The organism is Agrobacterium sp. 5Ca39, assembly GCF_055382365.1.
This window is the reverse complement of the sequence record NZ_AP026436.1, coordinates 565,460-582,322: the sequence shown is the minus strand read 5'-3', so window position 1 is coordinate 582,322 and position 16,863 is coordinate 565,460. Positions and strand designations below refer to the sequence as shown.

Sequence of the window (16,863 nt, the reverse complement as noted above, 5' to 3'; positions counted from 1 at the left end):
ATACCGTCATGGACCGCAAAAAAATCCTGCCCTCGAACGAAGACGCCATGGATGAAGACCTGCTCGACCTCGACATCGACGCCCTCCCCGCCAAGGGAGAAATTCCTCAATTCATCGAGCAGGAAATCGAGGAAGAAGAGGCCGAGAGCGAGGACGACCCCTATCAGGAAAGCGACGAGGCCCTGCCCGACGATGCGGAGGAACGGGTGATCAACCGCAATCCCTCGCGCGAGGGCGGGGCGTTCGACGAGGTTTAACCGCTTGTCAGGCCGGATGCGAGGCGTTTCAACATGTGGCGCTGATGATCCTGCCCACCGAAGAAGATGGCGAGAACACGCAATGTCTTCTCGCCGTCATCAACATCGAAATGAAAGATCGCCTGATTTTTCGTGACCCGACGAAGGCCGGGCAATAGTTCAGGCATCAATGTCCCGCGAAACGGTGCCTTGCCGAGGGTTTGCATATCCGCCTCAATAGCGCCGATGCGCAGGACCGCCCGCTCGAATGCCTCCGGCAGCGTGTCGCCAAGGCCGCGATAGGATTGAATGAGATGGTCGAGACGGACATTGGAGTTCTGCCTTCAAAGGAAAAATGATGCTACTCAGCAGCATATCTTTCCTTTTCATTCCAGGAACGACGTGCGTCAGCCCGCCCGTTCAGGCGAGTAACCGGCCTCGCGGATTGCTTCCTCCGCGGTTGCGGCGTCACCCGTTACCGTGAGCCTATGCGTGGAAAGATCGATATTGACGGCGGCGTAGGGAAGGACGTCCGAAAGTGCGCCGCGCAGGGTCTTTTCGCAATGGCCGCAGGTCATGTCCGGGACGAGGAAGGTGGTTGGGGTCATGATTTCTCCTATTGGTCGGCGCCGATATTTTCGCACCGGCTTTCTTTCAGTGGGTTCTGGCGGGCTTGCTGTCTGTCTTGTCGGCACCCGCGAGATCGTCGAGGATGGGGCAATCGGGCCGGTGGTCGCCGCCGCAGCAATGGGCGAGATGGGAGAGGGTTTTCACCATGCTCTTCATTTCGGCGATCTTCTGTTCGAGATCGGCGATGTGGACAAGCGCGATTTCCTTTACCGCCGAACTCTCACGGCTCTTGTCCTGCCAGAGTTTCAGCAGCGTCTCGGTTTCCTCCAGCGAAAAACCGAGCGTGCGCGCCCGTTTGATGAAGCGCAGGTTGTGGACATCCTGCTCTCCATAGACGCGGTAATTATTACCGGTGCGCGCGGCGGGGGTGATGAGGCCGATCTGCTCATAATAACGGATCATCTTGGCGGAAACGCCCGATGCCTCCGATGCCTGGCCGATATTCACGATTTCACCTCCCGATGAGCGACCTTCGCCCGTTTCAACCGCAGTGCATTGGCGAGAACAAAGACGCTGGACAGCGCCATCGCCCCCGCACCGATCATCGGCGACAGCGTGATGCCGAAAGACGGATAAAGCACGCCCGCCGCAACCGGTATCAGCGCCACGTTGTAACCAAAGGCCCAGAACAGGTTTTCCTTGATGTTGCGCATGGTCGCGCGGCTCATCTCGATGGCGTTGACCGCGCCAAGAAGATCGCCGCCAACCAGCACCACATCGGCGCTTTCGATGGCGACATCCGTGCCGGTGCCGACGGCAATGCCGATATCGGCCTCTGCCAGTGCCGGCGCATCATTGATGCCATCGCCGACGAAAGCCAGCACCTTGCCGCCTGCCCGCATCTCATGGATCGCCTTTACCTTACCATCAGGCAGCACTTCCGCAACCACGCGGGAAATACCGACCTGCCGGGCTATGGCATTTGCCGTACGCTCATTGTCGCCCGTCACCATCGCCACTTCGATGCCCATCGCCTGCAACGCCTTGATGGCGGTGACACTTGACGGTTTCAGCGGATCGGCGACGGCGATCGCAGCCGCCAGCCTGCCGTCGATCGCGGCATAAAGCGGCGTCTTGCCTTCGTCGCCCAGCCTTGCGGCGGTTTCGGCGAAGACATCAACCGAATGACCCAGTTTGGCCATGTAACGATCCGCACCGACCTCGACCGTGCGGCCATTGACGGTGGCGGCGATACCGTAACCCGTCACGCTTTCGAAGTTCTCGATAGTTGCAGCTTCGAGTCCTGCATGGGTCGCCACCTTCTCTTCCTCCGCAGCCCGGACGATGGCTTCGGCGATCGGATGTTCCGAGCGACCCTCGACGGCGGCGACCAGCGCCAGCACGTCGTTATCGACAAATCCTTCCGCAACCACGAGATCGGTCAGTTCCGGGCGGCCCTTGGTGACGGTGCCGGTCTTGTCGACCACGACGATCTCAGCCGAGCGCAGTTCCTGCAGGGCCTGACCCTTGCGGAACAGTACGCCCAGCTCCGCTGCCCGGCCGGTGCCGACCATGATGGAAGTCGGCGTGGCAAGACCCATGGCACATGGGCAGGCGATGATGAGCACCGCGACCGCATTGACCAGCGCGAATGTATAGGCAGGTTCGGGACCGAAAATCGCCCAGACGATAAAGGTCAGCACCGCAATCGCAATGACGACGGGCACGAACAGCGCGGTAACCCGGTCGACCAGCAGCTGGATCGGCAGCTTGGAGCCCTGCGCCTCCTCCACCATGCGGATGATCTGCGACAGCATGGTATCGGCGCCCACCTTGGTCGCCTTGAACTTGAAGGCCCCGGTCTTGTTGATGGTGCCGCCAACGACCGCAGCGCCGACCGTCTTTTCAACCGGCACCGGTTCGCCTGAAATCATGGATTCATCGACATAGGACGAGCCTTCAACAACTTCGCCATCCACCGCCAGCCTCTCGCCGGGACGGATGACGACGATATCGCCCATCACCAGATCGTCAGGAGAAATATCGATGGTGGCGCCATCGCGCTCTACGCGGGCGGTCTTCGCCTGCAGGCTCATCAGCTTGCGGATGGCGTCTCCGGTGCGGCCGCTGGCGCGGGCTTCGAGAAGCCGTCCGGTCAGGATCAGCGTCACGATGACCGTTGCCGCTTCATAATAGACGAACTGCGCCTCTGCCGGCAGCAGGTCGGGCGCGAAGGTCGCCACGACGGAATAGAGATAGGCGGCAGTAACGCCCAACGCCACCAGCGAGTTCATTTCCGGCGCGCCGCGCAGCAGGGCCGGAAAACCGGTCTTGAGGAAGCGCAGACCCGGTCCGAAAATCACTGCCGTCGCCAGCACGAAATAGATGTAATAGAGGTTCTGCGTGTCGATGATGCCCATCAGCCAGTGGTGCATCGGCTCATAGAGATGGCCGCCCATTTCCAGCACGAAAAGCGGTGCCGTCAGCATGGCGGCGATCGTCAGGTCGCGTTTCAGCGCGCCCTCTTCGCCCGCATGGTGCATATGGTCATGGCCGCCGCTTTCACCGGCCGTCGCCATCTGGCTGTGGCCGTGGTGATGCCCCTCGTGCCTGTTGTGGGATTGATGGGCGGAATGGTCGTGCGGCTTTGGCGTCGCCAATGCAAAGCCGGCAAGTTTTGCCGTTTCCACCAGCGCGTCCCGTTCACGCCGGCCGCCGATCGTCTCCACAGCGGCCTTGCCGGCTGCGGTATCGACAGTGGCGTTAATGGTGGTTGCGACGGCTTCCAGAACGGCCTTCAACCGCGCCGCATCCGCGTCGCTGTGCAGACCTTCGACGGTAAATTCATGCCGATCCGGTGCAATATCGTAACCCACCTTCTTGATGGCAGCGCCAAGCGTTTTGGCTGAGAAACCTTCAGCCGGCTCGACCGTAAGCTTCTTCGTGGCGAAGTTCACGGAACTCGACATGACGCCGGGCACCTTGGCTGCGGCCGTTTCCACCCGCCGCACGCAGGAAGCGCAGGTCATGCCTTCCACGGGAATCGAAACCGGTTGATTTGGATGGGCGTGTCTGACTGTCTCGTTCATGGGAAATCCCCTTTCGAGACCCTATGTAGGGCTTCCCATGATGGGAAGGTCAAGGGAAGAAGAAATTTTTTGCCGCAAACAAAATCGTGAACGACGCCGCCAGCCACAGGGCGATGAATATGGCAGCAGCCACGCGGCTGACGGGACGGGATTGCGCGGCCGCGGCCGTCAATCGATGCTCCGCCAGCAGTGGCGGCGGCACAAGACGCACCGCAAGGAGGATGCCGAGCGGGACGATGACCAGATCGTCGAGATAACCGATGACGGGAATGAAATCCGGGATGAGATCGATCGGTGAAAGCGCATAGGCGGCGACCAGCATCGCCACCACTTTGGCCAGAAGCGGCGTGCGGGGATCGCGTGCGGCAAGATAAAGGGCGTGAACGTCACGCTTGATGGATTTCGCCCATCGCTTGAGCTTTTCGAGCATGGGAAAGTCCCTGAAACATCCGGCCTGTCGATCCTATGCGTGATCCCCGGGGACTATGCAATGGTCTCTATGATACGATCCGCCTGGCGAGATAAATCGTTGCCCCACCGCATTGCGGATCGTTGACGACCTGATCCAGAAGCCGGAATCCATGCGTGGCCAAAAGGCCTTCGTAATCTTCACGCGCGAGGCTGGCGTGATAAAGTGGCTTGCCCTGAAGGGTACCGATTGCTTCGCCTTGCACTGGCCCGGCAGTGAACATCAGGGCCGCACCTTCATTGGCATGCTGGCGGAAGATACCGAACATCCGGCGCTGATCCTCGGGACACAGGTGAAAAAAGCTGTGCCAGGCAATCAGCCCATCGAAACGGCGGCCGAGGGCCAGTTCGCGCATATCGGCAACCACCCAGAGCTTTTCCGGAAAGCGGCTGCGGCAAAGTTCGATCAGCGGCAGCGACGCATCGATGCCCGTGAGATCATAACCGTTGGAGATGAAATAGCCAGCGATCGGCTCACCCGAACCGCAGCCGATATCGAGAATGGAGCCGCCATCGGGCAATAGCGAGGTGAACCTGTCCAGCCAGGGTTTTTCAACAAGGGAACGACCGCGCTGATTGTCAAAATCAGCACCGTGCTTGGTATAGAGCTTGATGACATCGCGAGAGGCATCCGACATATGCTGATGTCCTTTCCCGTGTGAGGGCCGTCGCCTACCGATGCACCGCCAGCCGCGGGATATCGCGCAGGAAGGCATCGCGCACGGCTGGGCCGAGCGGCTCGTTTGACGGCTTGTCGGAAACACGCAGCCTTGCGAAGACGATGTGCTGGCCTTCACGCTCCGCCCAGCCGACGAACCAGCCGAAGGGGCGGTTGCGGTCGGGATTGCCCTTTTCGTCACGCATGTAGCCGGTTCCGGTCTTGCCGTGCACGGCCCAGCTTTCCGGCGCATCGAAGACCGGTACGATGGCGCGCGTCTTGGCCTGCGCATCGCGGGAGAAAGGAAGATTGCCGGCAAGCAACCGGCGAAGGAAACCGACCTGCTCCACCGGCGAGATGGTGAGCGACGCCCCCAGCCAGGAATGGGTGAGTCCATTGTTCTTGCCAGGCTCGCCCGATACATCGGCATTGCCGTAACCGAGACGCTTCACATAGGCGGCGAATTTTTCCGGGCCGAGGCGGCGGGTGATCTCGCGCGAATACCACAGCACCGAATCCTGCTCCCAGATGGTCGGGTCGACCGTCTTGCGGTCGGCGGCGCGCGCCTCCGTGCCAGGTTTCCAGTCCCAGGCGGGCGATTTTTCATCCTGGAGAATACCGGCATCGTAACCGATCAGCGCCAGCGGCACCTTGAAGGTGGAGGCTGGCGCCACCCGCTGGTCGCAGGCGCCCTGCTGGTTGATGATGGCGCCGGTCTCGATTGATGTGACCAGCGTGCATTCGAAGGCCTGGGGCTGTTGCTGGGCGTCAGCGGAAAACGGCAGGAGCCCCGGAAGGGCAAGGCATGAAAGAAAGATGGCGGGCAGCCGGTAGCGCATGCGTTTTGATGTCCCTCGTCCGCTTTTGCGGATCAATTGCCGGAATGGCCGGAAGCTGTCTTTGATTTCAGACAAGTCATAGCCCGAAACCGTGACACGTTTTCGGATGACATGCCTTTAGGAGGCTGATGGGGCAGGAATAGGACCAAAACGAAAATTGCCGTTTTTCATCACGTCCGCTCCTTTTCTCCCGCCCTTTCGCCGACCGTCAGCGGCCAGTCGACCACATAATCCTCGAAGTCGTCAACATCCACATCGGCCTCGCTGACGGTGCGGCCGCGCGCGGAAATGCCGGCCTGATGCACTGTTTCGGTATCGCCGGAGACGAGATAATGCCACCAGTAGAGATCCTTGCCATCGCGCACCAGCGCATAGGCGCAGGTGGGCGGCAGCCAGCCGATCTCGTGAACCTTCTTCAGGTCAAGCTGGATACAATCAGGCACGGTGGCACGGCGGTTCTCGTAATCCGAGCATCGACAGCTCTCGCCGTCGAGCAGCACGCAGCGGACGGAGGTGAACACCACTTCGCCGGTGTCCCAGTCCTCCAGCTTGTTGAGACAGCACAATCCGCAGCCGTCGCACAGGCTTTCCCATTCCTCGCCGGTCATCTCGGTCAGCGATTTGGTTTTCCAGAACGGCGCGTCATTCATCGTTAACATTTCCGTTTCATTTTGATCTCTTGGACGGGAGTGTTTAACCGGTCCCTAATCCTTTATATCGTATCGCCAAGGGCTGGTTTGTACGATATTTTAGCATATTGGCAGGCGGCGAAGGGGTCATTGGCCCGCGAAAGGCCGCCACGTCAAGCACTTCCGACATAACCATGCCACGGTTTTGCGTCGGGAATGGGTTGAAGCGCAGAATATCGACGGTCGCATTGCCTTAAACAGGAAATATCGCCAGGTGCAGGAAGAAAAAGACGATAAAAAAGGCCGCAAAAAACGGCATATCCTGCTCCGGATCGATAGCTTCATCGACTCCGGCCTGTGGACGGCTGCGGCAAGGCTGGTGGATTTCTGGGAAGATATCACCATCGCCTCGCGCAAGCTGCATGTCCGCGGCTGGAAGAAGCTCCTCGTCAATCTCACCTGCGACGCGCTGACCTTTGGAACGGCGGGATCGGTCGTGCTTCTGGCGCTTGCCATGCCCGCTTTCGAGGAAACCAAGAAGGACTGGCGTTATCGCGGTGACTTCGCAGTCACCTTCCTCGACCGATACGGCAACACCATCGGTCATCGCGGCATCATCCATGAAGACAGCGTGCCGATCGACCAGATGCCTGATCATTTCATCAAGGCGGTGCTGGCGACCGAGGACCGGCGCTTTTTCGACCATTTCGGTATCGATTTTATCGGCCTTGCCCGCGCCATGAGCGAAAACGCCCGCGCCGGCGGCGTGGTGCAGGGCGGCTCGACGCTGACGCAGCAGCTCGCCAAGAACCTCTTCCTCACCAATGAACGCTCGCTGGAGCGCAAGATCAAGGAAGCCTTCCTCGCGCTGTGGCTAGAGACCAACATGTCGAAGAAGGAAATCCTGAGCCTTTATCTCGACCGCGCCTACATGGGCGGCGGCACCTTTGGTGCTGCTGCGGCCGCGCAGTTTTATTTCGGCAAGAACCTCACCGACGTGACGCTTTCGGAATCCGCCATTCTGGCCGGGCTTTTCAAAGCGCCAGCGAAATATGCACCGCATGTCAACCTTCCGGCGGCGCGTGCCCGCGCGAACACCGTGCTTTCCAACCTCGTGCAGAGCGGGCTGATGACCGAGGGGCAGGTGGTCGGCGCGCGCCGCAACCCCGCCACCGTCATCGACCGCGAAGACGTGAAGGCGCCGGATTATTTCCTCGACTGGGCTTTTGACGAAGTGCAGCGGCTGGCCGCCGCGGGCAAGTTCAAGGATCACACCGTCGTCGTCCGCACCACCATCGACGCCGGCCTGCAACAGGCGGCCGAACAGGCGATGGAAATGGGCCTGCGCGAACTCGGCGAAGGGTATCGCGTCAAGCAGGGCGCGATGGTGATGATCGAAAATGGCGGTGGCGTGCGTGCCATGGTGGGCGGCCGCGACTATGGCGAAAGCCAGTTCAACCGCGCCACGGCGGCGCTGCGCCAGCCGGGTTCCTCCTTCAAGGTCTATACCTATTCGGCCGCCATGGAAAAAGGCATGAAGCCGGAAACGCTGATTTCCGACGCGCCGGTAACCTGGCGCGGCTGGTCGCCGCAGAATTACGGCCGCTCCTATGCGGGTAAGGTGACGCTGCAGATGGCGCTCGCCAAGTCCTACAATACCGTGCCGGTCCGGCTCGCCAAGGACGTGCTCGGCACGCAGGTCATCGTCGATACCGCCAAGGCGATGGGTGTCGCCACGCCGCTGCGCAGCGACAAGACCATTCCGCTCGGCACATCGGAAGTGACGGTAATGGATCAGGCCACCGCCTATGCCGTTTTCCCGGCTGACGGCATGCAGTCGCGCCGCCACGGGATCGAGCAGGTGCTGGATTACGAGGGCAATGTTCTCTACGATTTCAGCCATGACGAGCCGCCCGCCAAACGCGTGCTGTCCGTAGACGCCAATTCGAAGATGAACCAGATGCTGGTGACCATTCCTGTGATGGGTACGGCGCGGCGCGGTGCGCTTGACAATGGCATCGTTTCCGGCGGCAAGACCGGCACTTCACAGGCCTATCGCGATGCCTGGTATGTGGGCTTTACCGGCAACTACACCACCGCCGTCTGGTTCGGTAACGACGATTTCACGCCGATGAACAACATGACCGGCGGTGCGCTGCCCGCCATGACCTTCAAGCGGCTGATGGACTATGCCCATCAGGGCATGGAGCTGCGCCCCATCCCCGGCATCCAGAACCCGCTGCCGACCGGCGCCCGACCGCAGCCTTCTGCGGAAGTGGCAGCCGCAGCCAGCAGCACACCCGCCCTGCCGGCCCTCACCCGTCCCCGTTCGCTCTCGGCCGAGGCGACCCGTGTAATCCGCTCCATCGGGCGGAAGATGAAGGAAGCCACGGCGCTGAATGTGACGACGCAGAAGGTGGCGGATGCCGCCATCCGCGATAGCAAAGACGAAGCCGCGCGGCGTTAGGGTGTTTCAGTATCCCTATAAGGTATCGTGAGACTTTAGAAGGAATAACAGGCGGAATCCTGCACGTTTAAACAATCCCTGGTTGCCTCCATGACCGGGATGGTCGATCTGCCATCGACGAAAATGAGGTGCGAAACCAATCAAGGCTTCTCCTGCCTGCGAATAATATAATATTATTTTACGGCAATTCCTACCCAAACCGTCTTTATCCGAGCCTTTCAAGACGTAATATCCCGCAATATTGTTTTTACACTTCAAGATTGAATGGACCTTGCCAGTCAATTCATGTCTAAGTGGGTGCGGTTATCTCTTGTGCGATAACAGCGCGCCCCGGAGGACAGCATGAATGATGCGGCGGAAACGCGCGCGGCGGCGGTTGCTCTCCTCGCCGGACTGTGGTTTGCAGCGGATGCGGCACATGCGCAGGACCCCATGCTGCTGATCGACGAGCCGGGTTTTGAATTGCGCCTGTATTTTCAAGCCGGCATCAATGCCGTTGCCGAACAGAACCTGTTCTGGAACTTTGCCGATCGATTTGCACCGGACGCCGGCTTCGACAGCGACACGCACTGGCTTGAGGGCTATTTGATGCCCGGCATCGGTTTTACCGCCGACGCCGGCGACCGGGTTCAGGTCTATGGAAAAATCTCGGCCGTTGCCTCGGGCACGCTCGGCACCGACGCCTTCGATGCCGGTGGCACGGGCGCCGTGACACTCGAAGACGGCTATCTCGGCCTGCGCTCGAAGGCGGAGAGCGGCCCGTTCTTCGATATCTCCCTGGGGCCGCGTCCGTTCAAGACGGGAACGGGCATGCTGATTGCCAATGGCGGATCAAGCGGTTTTGAGCGTGGCGCGTTGAAACTAGGGCCGAGAAAGGCTTGGGAGCAGGCGGCGATCCTCCGGCTCGGCAAGGATGACCTGACGGCCACGGCCTTTTTCATCGACGCGAATGAATTATCCGACAAGGACAGCGGGACGAAGATCGTGGGAGCGGATCTGCGTTATGAACCGCAAGAGGGTCGATATTTCGGCATTACCTTCGGCCATGTGCAGGAATCCGGCTCGCCTTACCCTCGGGCAGCGGCTGGCGGCATCGGCGCGCCGGTCATCATGCCGGGTGCGCGCGAGGGCTTGAGCTTCATCAACGCCTATACCCGTACCAATCCGTTCGATGTGCCATTGCCGGGATTTTTCATCGGCGGCGATATCGCCTATCAATGGAATCCCGACATCGACCTTGCAGCCTGGGGCGGCCGCACCCAGATCGGCTATGCTTTCGAAGATATTTCATGGATGCCGACGATCGCCTATAGCTACCAGAGCTTCTCCGGCGACGATCCTTCAACCTCGCGTCTCGAACGCTTCGATCCGCTGTATTACGAGGGCAATCCGAGTGCGTGGTCGACGGGCACGAAGTCCTCGATGATGTTTCTCAATTCCAACGTCAATGCCCATCAGATCAGCCTGCAGGTGAAGCCAACGCAGGCCGATACATGGACGCTGCGTTACGCGCATATCCGCGCCAACGAGTTGGATAGCCCTATCCAGTTTGGCCAGGGCACGCGGCTCGACGACATTGACGGCACGCCCACCCCCGTTGCGGGCGTCGGCAACCGCCATCTCGCCGATGATCTCTATCTGGAATATTCGCGCATCATCAATGCCAATACCTATCTCACCGCCGGCGTCAGCATTTCATTCCCTGGCAAGGGCATGGATTCCCTGACGGCAGAGCATTCGCCGAACTGGCTTGGAGGTTTCGTCAATGTCATCGTCAACTTCTAGAACCCTGCCCGTCCTTCTTGCAGCCATGGTGCCTGTCCTGGCTTACCCCTATGCCGCTGCCAGTCAGCAAGCCGAGCCGCTTTCAGCTGAGCAGTCGGACCCGCTGAAGCTCGGCTGGATGCAGGGCTTTCCGCCGCCGGAAGACAAGATCATCCGCTTTTCGAACAGCGACTATTTCAATTTTCCGAAATTGCGCTGGACAGTGTGCCACTTCCGCCAGCTGATGCCGACGGTCAATGTCAGCCGTGGGCTCGGCGCGCCAGCGGCCCTTGAGCGCAAGCCCGACCCCGCCATCGACGCCGTGACCTTCCGCCCGACCGGCGGTGAGCAGGACATGACCTGGCTGCAATCGCTTTCGGCCAACTACACCGATGGCATCGTCGTGCTGCACAAGGGAGTGCTTGTCTATGAGCGCTACTCCGGCTGCCTCAACGATACGGGGCAGCACGGGGCGATGTCGGTAACGAAATCGCTGACCGGGCTTCTGGGCGAGATGCTGGTTGCCGAAGGGACGCTGGACGAGAATGCCAAAGTCGCGACCGTCGTTCCCGAACTCGAAAAAAGCGCGTTCGGCGATGCGACGATCCGGCAGGTGCTGGATATGACGACCGGCCTGCGTTACAGCGAGGACTACGCCGATCCCAATGCCGACGTATGGACATATTCCGCCGCCGGCAATCCGCTTCCCAAGCCCGAGGGTTACGAAGGCCCTCGCAGCTACTTCGACTATCTGAAGACGGTGGTGAAGCAGGGAGAACACGGTTCCGCCTTCGGGTACAAGACGATCAACAGCGATGCGCTTGGCTGGATCATTGCCCGCGCCTCGGGAAAATCGGTGGCAAAGCTGCTTTCCGAGCGCATCTGGAGCCGGATGGGCGCCGAACAGGACGCCTATTACACCGTCGATTCCACCGGCACGCCTTTTGCCGGCGGCGGGCTGAATGCCGGCCTGCGCGACATGGCGCGCATCGGCCAGCTGCTACTCGACGGCGGTATGATGGGCGGCGAGCGGCTCATTCCCCAAAAGGCGATCGACGCCATCCGTCAAGGCGGCGACAAGGCGGTTTTCGCAAAAGGCGGATATCCGGCGTTGCGGGGTTGGAGCTATCGCGCCATGTGGTGGATCACCCACAATGCCAACGGCGCTTTCATGGCGCGTGGGGTGCACGGCCAGGCGATCTATGTCGATCCCGCCGCCGAAATGGTTATTGCCCGCTTTTCCTCGCACCCCGTCGCGAGCAACGCCGCCAACGACGCGACATCGTTACCGGCTTATGAGGCTGTGGCGCGTTATTTGATGGAACAGACGGGGAAGCAGTGAGGACGAGGCGGTGAAGCCGGTGCGAATCGACTGAAGTTTTCTGTCGGAGCTTGCGGCTTACCCCCCTCTGTCCTGCCGGACATCTCCCCCTCAAGGGGGGAGATCGGCAAGACGCGACATCGCCACTTCATTCTCTAACGTTGAGATAGGCAAAACCTTGCCGCATACCGATCTCCCCCCTTGAGGGGGAGATGTCCGGCAGGACAGAGGGGGGTAAGCCGCAAGCTCCACGCTCCGCGATGCCTCACACCAACAACGTCGCCCTAGCCGTCCCCACCACCATATCTGTCAACCCCGCCAGCCTTTCCGCCGCAAGCCGGTTAACCTGCCAATAGAGCGGGATATCGAGCGGCGTGCCGGGAACGACCTCCATCAGCCGCCCTGCCTGCAAATGCTCCCCCACCAATTGAACCGGATTGAGCCCCCAGCCCATGCCGGCAAGGCTCGCCTTCACAAATCCATCGGTCGAAGGCAACCAGTGCGTCGGGTAGACAATGTCTTCACCCAGCACCTCCCTTACCCAGCTCGCCTGCAGCCGGTCCTTCTGGTTGAAGGTCAAGCCCGGCGCGCAGGCGAGCGTTGCTGATGTTACCCCTTCGGCAAAATGGCGGGTCATGAAATCCGGGCTGGCGGTCGCGTGATATCTGAGTACACCGAGCGGCGTTACCCGGCACCCCTGCACCGGCTTGTCATGGGCGGTCACGGCGGCGAGCACCCTGCCCGCGCGCAGCCATTCCACCGTGTGATCCTGATCGTCGACGGCGATATTAACGAGATAATCGCTGCTACCGGTGAATTTCGACACCGCATCCAGAAACCATGTGCCCAGACTGTCGGCATTGGTGGCGATGTTGAGCGTCACCCGCTCCTGCGCCGCTCCCGCTTCCGCCAAGGCCGGTAGCTGGCGGAACAATTCGCTTTCCAGCATGCCGACGTGATCCATGTGACGGCAGAGCCACTCACCCTTTTCCGTTGCAACGCAGGGGTTACCGCGCACGATCAACACCACGCCCAGCCGCTCCTCCAGTTGCTTGACACGCTGGGAAACGGCCGATGGCGTGACATGCAGTGCCTGCGCCGCCTTTTCAAAGCTGCCGGTCTGAACAACCAGCGCCGCAGCGCGCATCGCGGGATAGTCCAACATTAGTAGTTCTTATCCTGACTGAGATCGTTTAATTTGATTAATCCGTCATGGAGAAATATCCAAGCCCTGCTTCATATCATTTCGACAAAAAGCGGTAGCGGGCGTGGACATCCAGATCTTCTTTACCGGCCTCACCATGGGCCTCAGTCTCATCGTCGCCATCGGCGCGCAGAATGCCTTTGTGCTGAAACAGGGGCTGGCGCGCTCGCATGTGTTTGCCGTCTGCGCCACCTGTGCGATATCGGATGCGCTGCTGATCACCGTCGGCGTGTTCGGTTTCCAGCGGATCAGCGCCATCATGCCGGCGCTTGATCCCATCATGCGTTATGCCGGCGCCGCCTTCCTCATCTGGTATGGTGCCAAAAGCCTGCACTCGGCTTTGCGTTCGTCGGAAGCGCTGTCAGTGGCCGAGCGACGGGAAGCGAGCCTGTGGCAGACGCTGGCCATCTGCCTGGCCCTCACCTTCCTCAATCCGCATGTCTATCTCGACACGGTCGTGCTGCTCGGCACGATTTCCACGCAGTTTCCCGGCTTTGAAAAGACCTTTGCCGCAGGGGCGGCCACCGGCTCGCTGCTGTTCTTCTTTTCGCTGGGCTACGGAGCGCGCTGGCTGCGACCGATCTTCGAAAAACCTTCCGCCTGGCGCATCCTCGAAGGCGTCATCGCCATCACCATGTGGGCCATCGCCTTCAAGCTCGTCATGGGCGCATAGGCCAGGAATTTCGCGCTCCAGTCACTTTCACGAGGACTAAACAAGCCGCGCCATTTTCCAAACAGGGAATCAGTGATAGTCCTCGACCTGTTCATAAACGGGAAAACAGCGTGTTCCGAGTTCCATTCCTTGTCGGCATCGCCCTTCTGATCGCCTTTGGCGGCGGTATTGCCGCAACGCTCGCGGCGCTTGAAGCGACCTCCGGTTTCGGTTCGATCCGCATCGGCTCCTGGGACGCGTTTCCGGAAGCGCAGACGATCGAGGCCGACCCTTATGCCAAGTCGCACCGCGCTGACGCCGGCAAGCTGCTTTACGGAACGGCGGAGGGGCTGGCCTTCACCGCTTCCGTCGACAGCGAGGGCCAGCGCCTGAGCGGCGAATGCCGCTACCGGCTGGCCGGGGCTGTGCCACCAGCACGTTTCTGGACGCTTTATACCGCCGATCAGCAGGGCAATGTGCTGGCTGAGGATGCCGGACGACCATTCGCGCTCAATTCCCGCACGCTTCTGCGCAGCGCCGATGGCGGCATAGACATCACCATTGCTCCGGATGCCCAGACCTATAACTGGCTCGCGGTGCCTCAGGGACAGACCTTCAAGCTCGTCCTGACCCTGCTCGACACGCCTGTGGCTGGCAGTTCCGGCCTGATCGACATTTCCATGCCGCAGATCCGCAAGCTGGGGTGTGGCAATGCTTAGGGTCCTGCTCGCCATCGTCACCGGTCTCGTCGGCGCGGCCGTGCTGCATGTCATCATTCTCCTGGCGATACCGCACTTCAGCAATCGCGACGCCTATACGCGGGCAGTGGCGGAAGGAAAACCGCACCTGTTCCATCTGCTTGAAGAAACGACGGAAAAAAAGACGCTGGGCAGCGGCGATCCCTTCATGCGGGTGGCCGTATGCACCTTCAATATTGAGGAACAGCCGATCCGGCTGACCGCCATCGGGGCCGTGCCCTTCTGGTCCGTGGCGGTTTACGACAAGGCCTCGAACGAGGTGTTCAGCATGAATGACCGCACATCCGCCGCCGGCGTCATGGATATTCTGGTGGCAGATGCGGTGCAGATCGCCGCCATCCGCAAGGCGCAACCGCCCGCGCTTTCACAGGCAATTCTGGCGGAATCGGATCAGACGGAAGGATATGTGGTTTTGAGGACCCTCGTACCGCAGCCGAGTTTCGGCGAAGAGGCGGAACGGTTCCTGAACGAGGCAAAGTGCCAGCCGACGCCGTGGAAATAACGGCGGCTTATTTTATTAATCAGGATTTCAAGGCGGTTTCCGGTGCGGATTTGCCCTTGCGCGCAACCTTGCCTGCCGGCTCGCTGTCGCGTTTCTCATAACGAACGCCGGTGAACAGAACCACTTTCGCGGGGCCGATCATCGTGCTGACCACGCCTGCGGGACGCAGGCTTCGTCGGGCGTCAACAAGTGGAATAATGTCTGCCATGCTCTTCTCCTCTTCGGGAGTCAATGTTGCCCATGGGAACCGCGCAAGCCTCGTCTTGCGTCGGGAATTTCATCACCATCACATTGCGCATAATCCAGCCCACAGGCTGGTTTTCGCATATCCCTGAAAACCATCGCGGGTTTTAACGCTGGGCTATGCGGACATTCAGGCATCAGACGCCGGTTCGGCCCTTATTCCGGATTTCAGAATAACATGGAATCCTAATACTGCCCATGAAATTACAAACAGACAGAGGTTAATGATCCGTTAACCCTAATGACCGGGTGGCGTTTTCTCCTTTGCCGAGCCACACCCGTTGAAAACAAAGGCGAGGCCGCAAAGTTCCGCGGCATTTTCCCCACCACACGATTTTAAAATTTGCCTGTTGATATTGGCGGTTTCTCTCTTGGCGGCACCCATAGTTAACAGGACGTCAACGGATTTGCTCTAAATTGAACCGATATTGTGTTTGCGTTTGTTGGGTAGTGCGTTGACCGACCGGTTTCGAGAACTTGAGAGGCCAAGAGCCGTGAGGAAGAAAGATGTGGTGCTGATGGCCACCGTGACGAATTTCGAGAATGTTCCTCTTCCGTCAAAAACGGATCTCCGGCAATTCGCCGAACTTTTCATGCCGCTTTTTAATGCCTCCACCGATGAAGCTAAGCGGGAGGCAATTGCCGCCCTTTCGCAGCACCCGAACGTGCCTTCCGCGGTTGCCTTCTTCATTGCCTGCCAGCCGATTTCGCTTGCGGCTCCTTTCCTCATTGCCTCGAAGTGCCTCGACGACGACACGCTCATCACCATTGCCCGCACGCAAGGGGCCGCCCACGCACGCGCCATCGTCCGGCGGGAGGACCTCTCCCCCACCGTCATCGACGCGCTCGTGGGCCTGCGGCACATCGAAGACCTCAAGCGACCGCAAGAGGAAACCCCTGCCACTGAACCGCCGGCAGCGGTGAGCATCGAAGCGCCGAAGGCGGAAGTGAAGACGGACAACATCGCCGCGGCTTCCGCGCTCGAAGAAGAAATGCGCCAGCGGATCAAGCAGATGGCGCGCCATCTCAACCGCCCGGAAAGCGATGTCCTCGGCCTTCGCCGCCTCAGCGAGGTGCAGGACGCGCTGCTGGTACGTTTTGCCCGCGAACGCAATGCGCGGCAGTTCGCGGTGGCGCTGGCGGATTCCCTCTCCTCCAGCTACTGGCTGTCGGAGCGCATCATGCTCGATATATCGGGCGCGCAGCTTGCCACCACGCTGACCGGCCTCGGCATGGAATTTTCCGAGGCCGCCTTCGTCTTGCAGTGCTTCTATCCGCATCTTTCCGCCGCCGAGGGCGACATGAGCCGTGCCGAAGCCCTGCTCAACCGCCTAGACACCGTGGAATGCGAAGAGCGGCTGGAAAGCTGGCGGCGGGCCGACAGCTACACCCATGGCCGCGAACGGCCGAGCCGTAGCGCACCGGCTGCGCAGAGAACCGGGACGCAGGGTTAAGCGGGCTGG

18 protein-coding genes are annotated in these 16,863 nt (G+C 60.3%); 8 read left to right on the top strand and 10 right to left on the bottom strand.

Annotation, left to right across the window (positions count from 1 at the left end; all coding sequences use genetic code 11):
- The first annotated feature begins 8 nt into the window (after positions 1 to 8).
- The gene (locus tag ACZ47E_RS02850; RefSeq protein WP_004440706.1) at positions 9 to 257 is read left to right on the top strand and encodes a hypothetical protein; all 249 of its coding nucleotides are present in this window, start codon (positions 9 to 11) and stop codon (positions 255 to 257) included.
- Here ACZ47E_RS02850 and ACZ47E_RS02845 read toward each other — a convergent pair.
- From ACZ47E_RS02845 to ACZ47E_RS02810, 8 genes are all read right to left on the bottom strand, one after another.
- Positions 254 to 424 (bottom strand): type II toxin-antitoxin system RelE/ParE family toxin, encoded by a 171-nt coding sequence (locus ACZ47E_RS02845; RefSeq protein WP_234704073.1) that lies wholly within the window; start codon positions 422 to 424, stop codon positions 254 to 256. The two genes, ACZ47E_RS02850 and ACZ47E_RS02845, sit on opposite strands and share 4 nt — an antisense overlap.
- A gap of 219 nt (positions 425 to 643) precedes the next feature.
- The gene (locus ACZ47E_RS02840; RefSeq protein WP_278067307.1) at positions 644 to 844 is read right to left on the bottom strand and encodes a heavy-metal-associated domain-containing protein; all 201 of its coding nucleotides are present in this window, start codon (positions 842 to 844) and stop codon (positions 644 to 646) included.
- Positions 845 to 890: 46 nt separating this feature from the next.
- A complete protein-coding gene (cueR, locus tag ACZ47E_RS02835) occupies positions 891 to 1,313 on the bottom strand; it encodes a Cu(I)-responsive transcriptional regulator (RefSeq protein ID WP_004440702.1) in 423 nt (140 codons plus the stop codon).
- Positions 1,310 to 3,895 carry a heavy metal translocating P-type ATPase gene (locus ACZ47E_RS02830; protein WP_278067306.1) on the bottom strand — a complete coding sequence of 862 codons (2,586 nt, stop codon included), beginning with the start codon at positions 3,893 to 3,895 and terminating at the stop codon, positions 1,310 to 1,312. Before ACZ47E_RS02830 ends, cueR begins: the two co-directional genes overlap by 4 nt.
- Before the next feature lie 49 nt (positions 3,896 to 3,944).
- Entirely contained in the window at positions 3,945 to 4,325 is a 381-nt protein-coding gene (locus ACZ47E_RS02825; protein ID WP_004440697.1) for a YkvA family protein, read from the bottom strand.
- Positions 4,326 to 4,392: 67 nt separating this feature from the next.
- The gene (locus ACZ47E_RS02820; protein WP_022555844.1) at positions 4,393 to 5,001 is read right to left on the bottom strand and encodes a class I SAM-dependent DNA methyltransferase; all 609 of its coding nucleotides are present in this window, start codon (positions 4,999 to 5,001) and stop codon (positions 4,393 to 4,395) included.
- A 34-nt stretch (positions 5,002 to 5,035) separates the two neighbouring features.
- Positions 5,036 to 5,860 (bottom strand): class D beta-lactamase, encoded by an 825-nt coding sequence (gene blaOXA / locus ACZ47E_RS02815; protein WP_037091572.1) that lies wholly within the window; start codon positions 5,858 to 5,860, stop codon positions 5,036 to 5,038.
- 170 nt (positions 5,861 to 6,030) lie between these two features.
- Positions 6,031 to 6,510 (bottom strand): YcgN family cysteine cluster protein, encoded by a 480-nt coding sequence (locus ACZ47E_RS02810; protein ID WP_003497144.1) that lies wholly within the window; start codon positions 6,508 to 6,510, stop codon positions 6,031 to 6,033.
- A gap of 253 nt (positions 6,511 to 6,763) precedes the next feature.
- On the opposite strand from ACZ47E_RS02810, the gene ACZ47E_RS02805 reads away from it, so the two are divergent.
- The 3 genes from ACZ47E_RS02805 (at position 6,764) to ACZ47E_RS02795 (ending at position 12,062) form a co-directional block, all read left to right on the top strand.
- A complete protein-coding gene (locus tag ACZ47E_RS02805) occupies positions 6,764 to 8,956 on the top strand; it encodes a transglycosylase domain-containing protein (protein WP_022555842.1) in 2,193 nt (730 codons plus the stop codon).
- A 342-nt stretch (positions 8,957 to 9,298) separates the two neighbouring features.
- Positions 9,299 to 10,741: an alginate export family protein gene (locus ACZ47E_RS02800; protein ID WP_022555841.1), complete on the top strand. Its 1,443-nt coding sequence runs from the start codon at positions 9,299 to 9,301 to the stop codon at positions 10,739 to 10,741.
- 25 nt (positions 10,742 to 10,766) lie between these two features.
- Positions 10,767 to 12,062, top strand: a complete 1,296-nt coding sequence (locus tag ACZ47E_RS02795; protein WP_464016890.1) for a serine hydrolase domain-containing protein — start codon at positions 10,767 to 10,769, stop codon at positions 12,060 to 12,062.
- Positions 12,063 to 12,306: 244 nt separating this feature from the next.
- On the opposite strand, the gene ACZ47E_RS02790 is transcribed toward ACZ47E_RS02795, so the two are convergent.
- Positions 12,307 to 13,206 (bottom strand): LysR family transcriptional regulator ArgP, encoded by a 900-nt coding sequence (locus tag ACZ47E_RS02790; RefSeq protein WP_173614525.1) that lies wholly within the window; start codon positions 13,204 to 13,206, stop codon positions 12,307 to 12,309.
- Between the two features lie 103 nt (positions 13,207 to 13,309).
- Between ACZ47E_RS02790 and ACZ47E_RS02785 the strand changes: the two genes are divergently transcribed.
- The 3 genes from ACZ47E_RS02785 (at position 13,310) to ACZ47E_RS02775 (ending at position 15,157) form a co-directional block, all read left to right on the top strand.
- On the top strand, positions 13,310 to 13,918 hold the full coding sequence (locus ACZ47E_RS02785; protein WP_004440685.1) for a LysE/ArgO family amino acid transporter: 609 nt from the start codon (positions 13,310 to 13,312) through the stop codon (positions 13,916 to 13,918).
- A gap of 110 nt (positions 13,919 to 14,028) precedes the next feature.
- Complete coding sequence (locus ACZ47E_RS02780) at positions 14,029 to 14,616, top strand: DUF1214 domain-containing protein (protein WP_004440683.1); 588 nt, start codon at positions 14,029 to 14,031, stop codon at positions 14,614 to 14,616.
- On the top strand, positions 14,609 to 15,157 hold the full coding sequence (locus tag ACZ47E_RS02775; RefSeq protein WP_004440682.1) for a DUF1254 domain-containing protein: 549 nt from the start codon (positions 14,609 to 14,611) through the stop codon (positions 15,155 to 15,157). Before ACZ47E_RS02780 ends, ACZ47E_RS02775 begins: the two co-directional genes overlap by 8 nt.
- A gap of 19 nt (positions 15,158 to 15,176) precedes the next feature.
- Here ACZ47E_RS02775 and ACZ47E_RS02770 read toward each other — a convergent pair whose 3' ends face one another.
- Entirely contained in the window at positions 15,177 to 15,365 is a 189-nt protein-coding gene (locus ACZ47E_RS02770; RefSeq protein WP_004440680.1) for a hypothetical protein, read from the bottom strand.
- 553 nt (positions 15,366 to 15,918) lie between these two features.
- Between ACZ47E_RS02770 and ACZ47E_RS02765 the strand changes: the two genes are divergently transcribed.
- On the top strand, positions 15,919 to 16,854 hold the full coding sequence (locus tag ACZ47E_RS02765; protein WP_278067499.1) for a DUF2336 domain-containing protein: 936 nt from the start codon (positions 15,919 to 15,921) through the stop codon (positions 16,852 to 16,854).
- Positions 16,855 to 16,863: the final 9 nt, after the last annotated feature.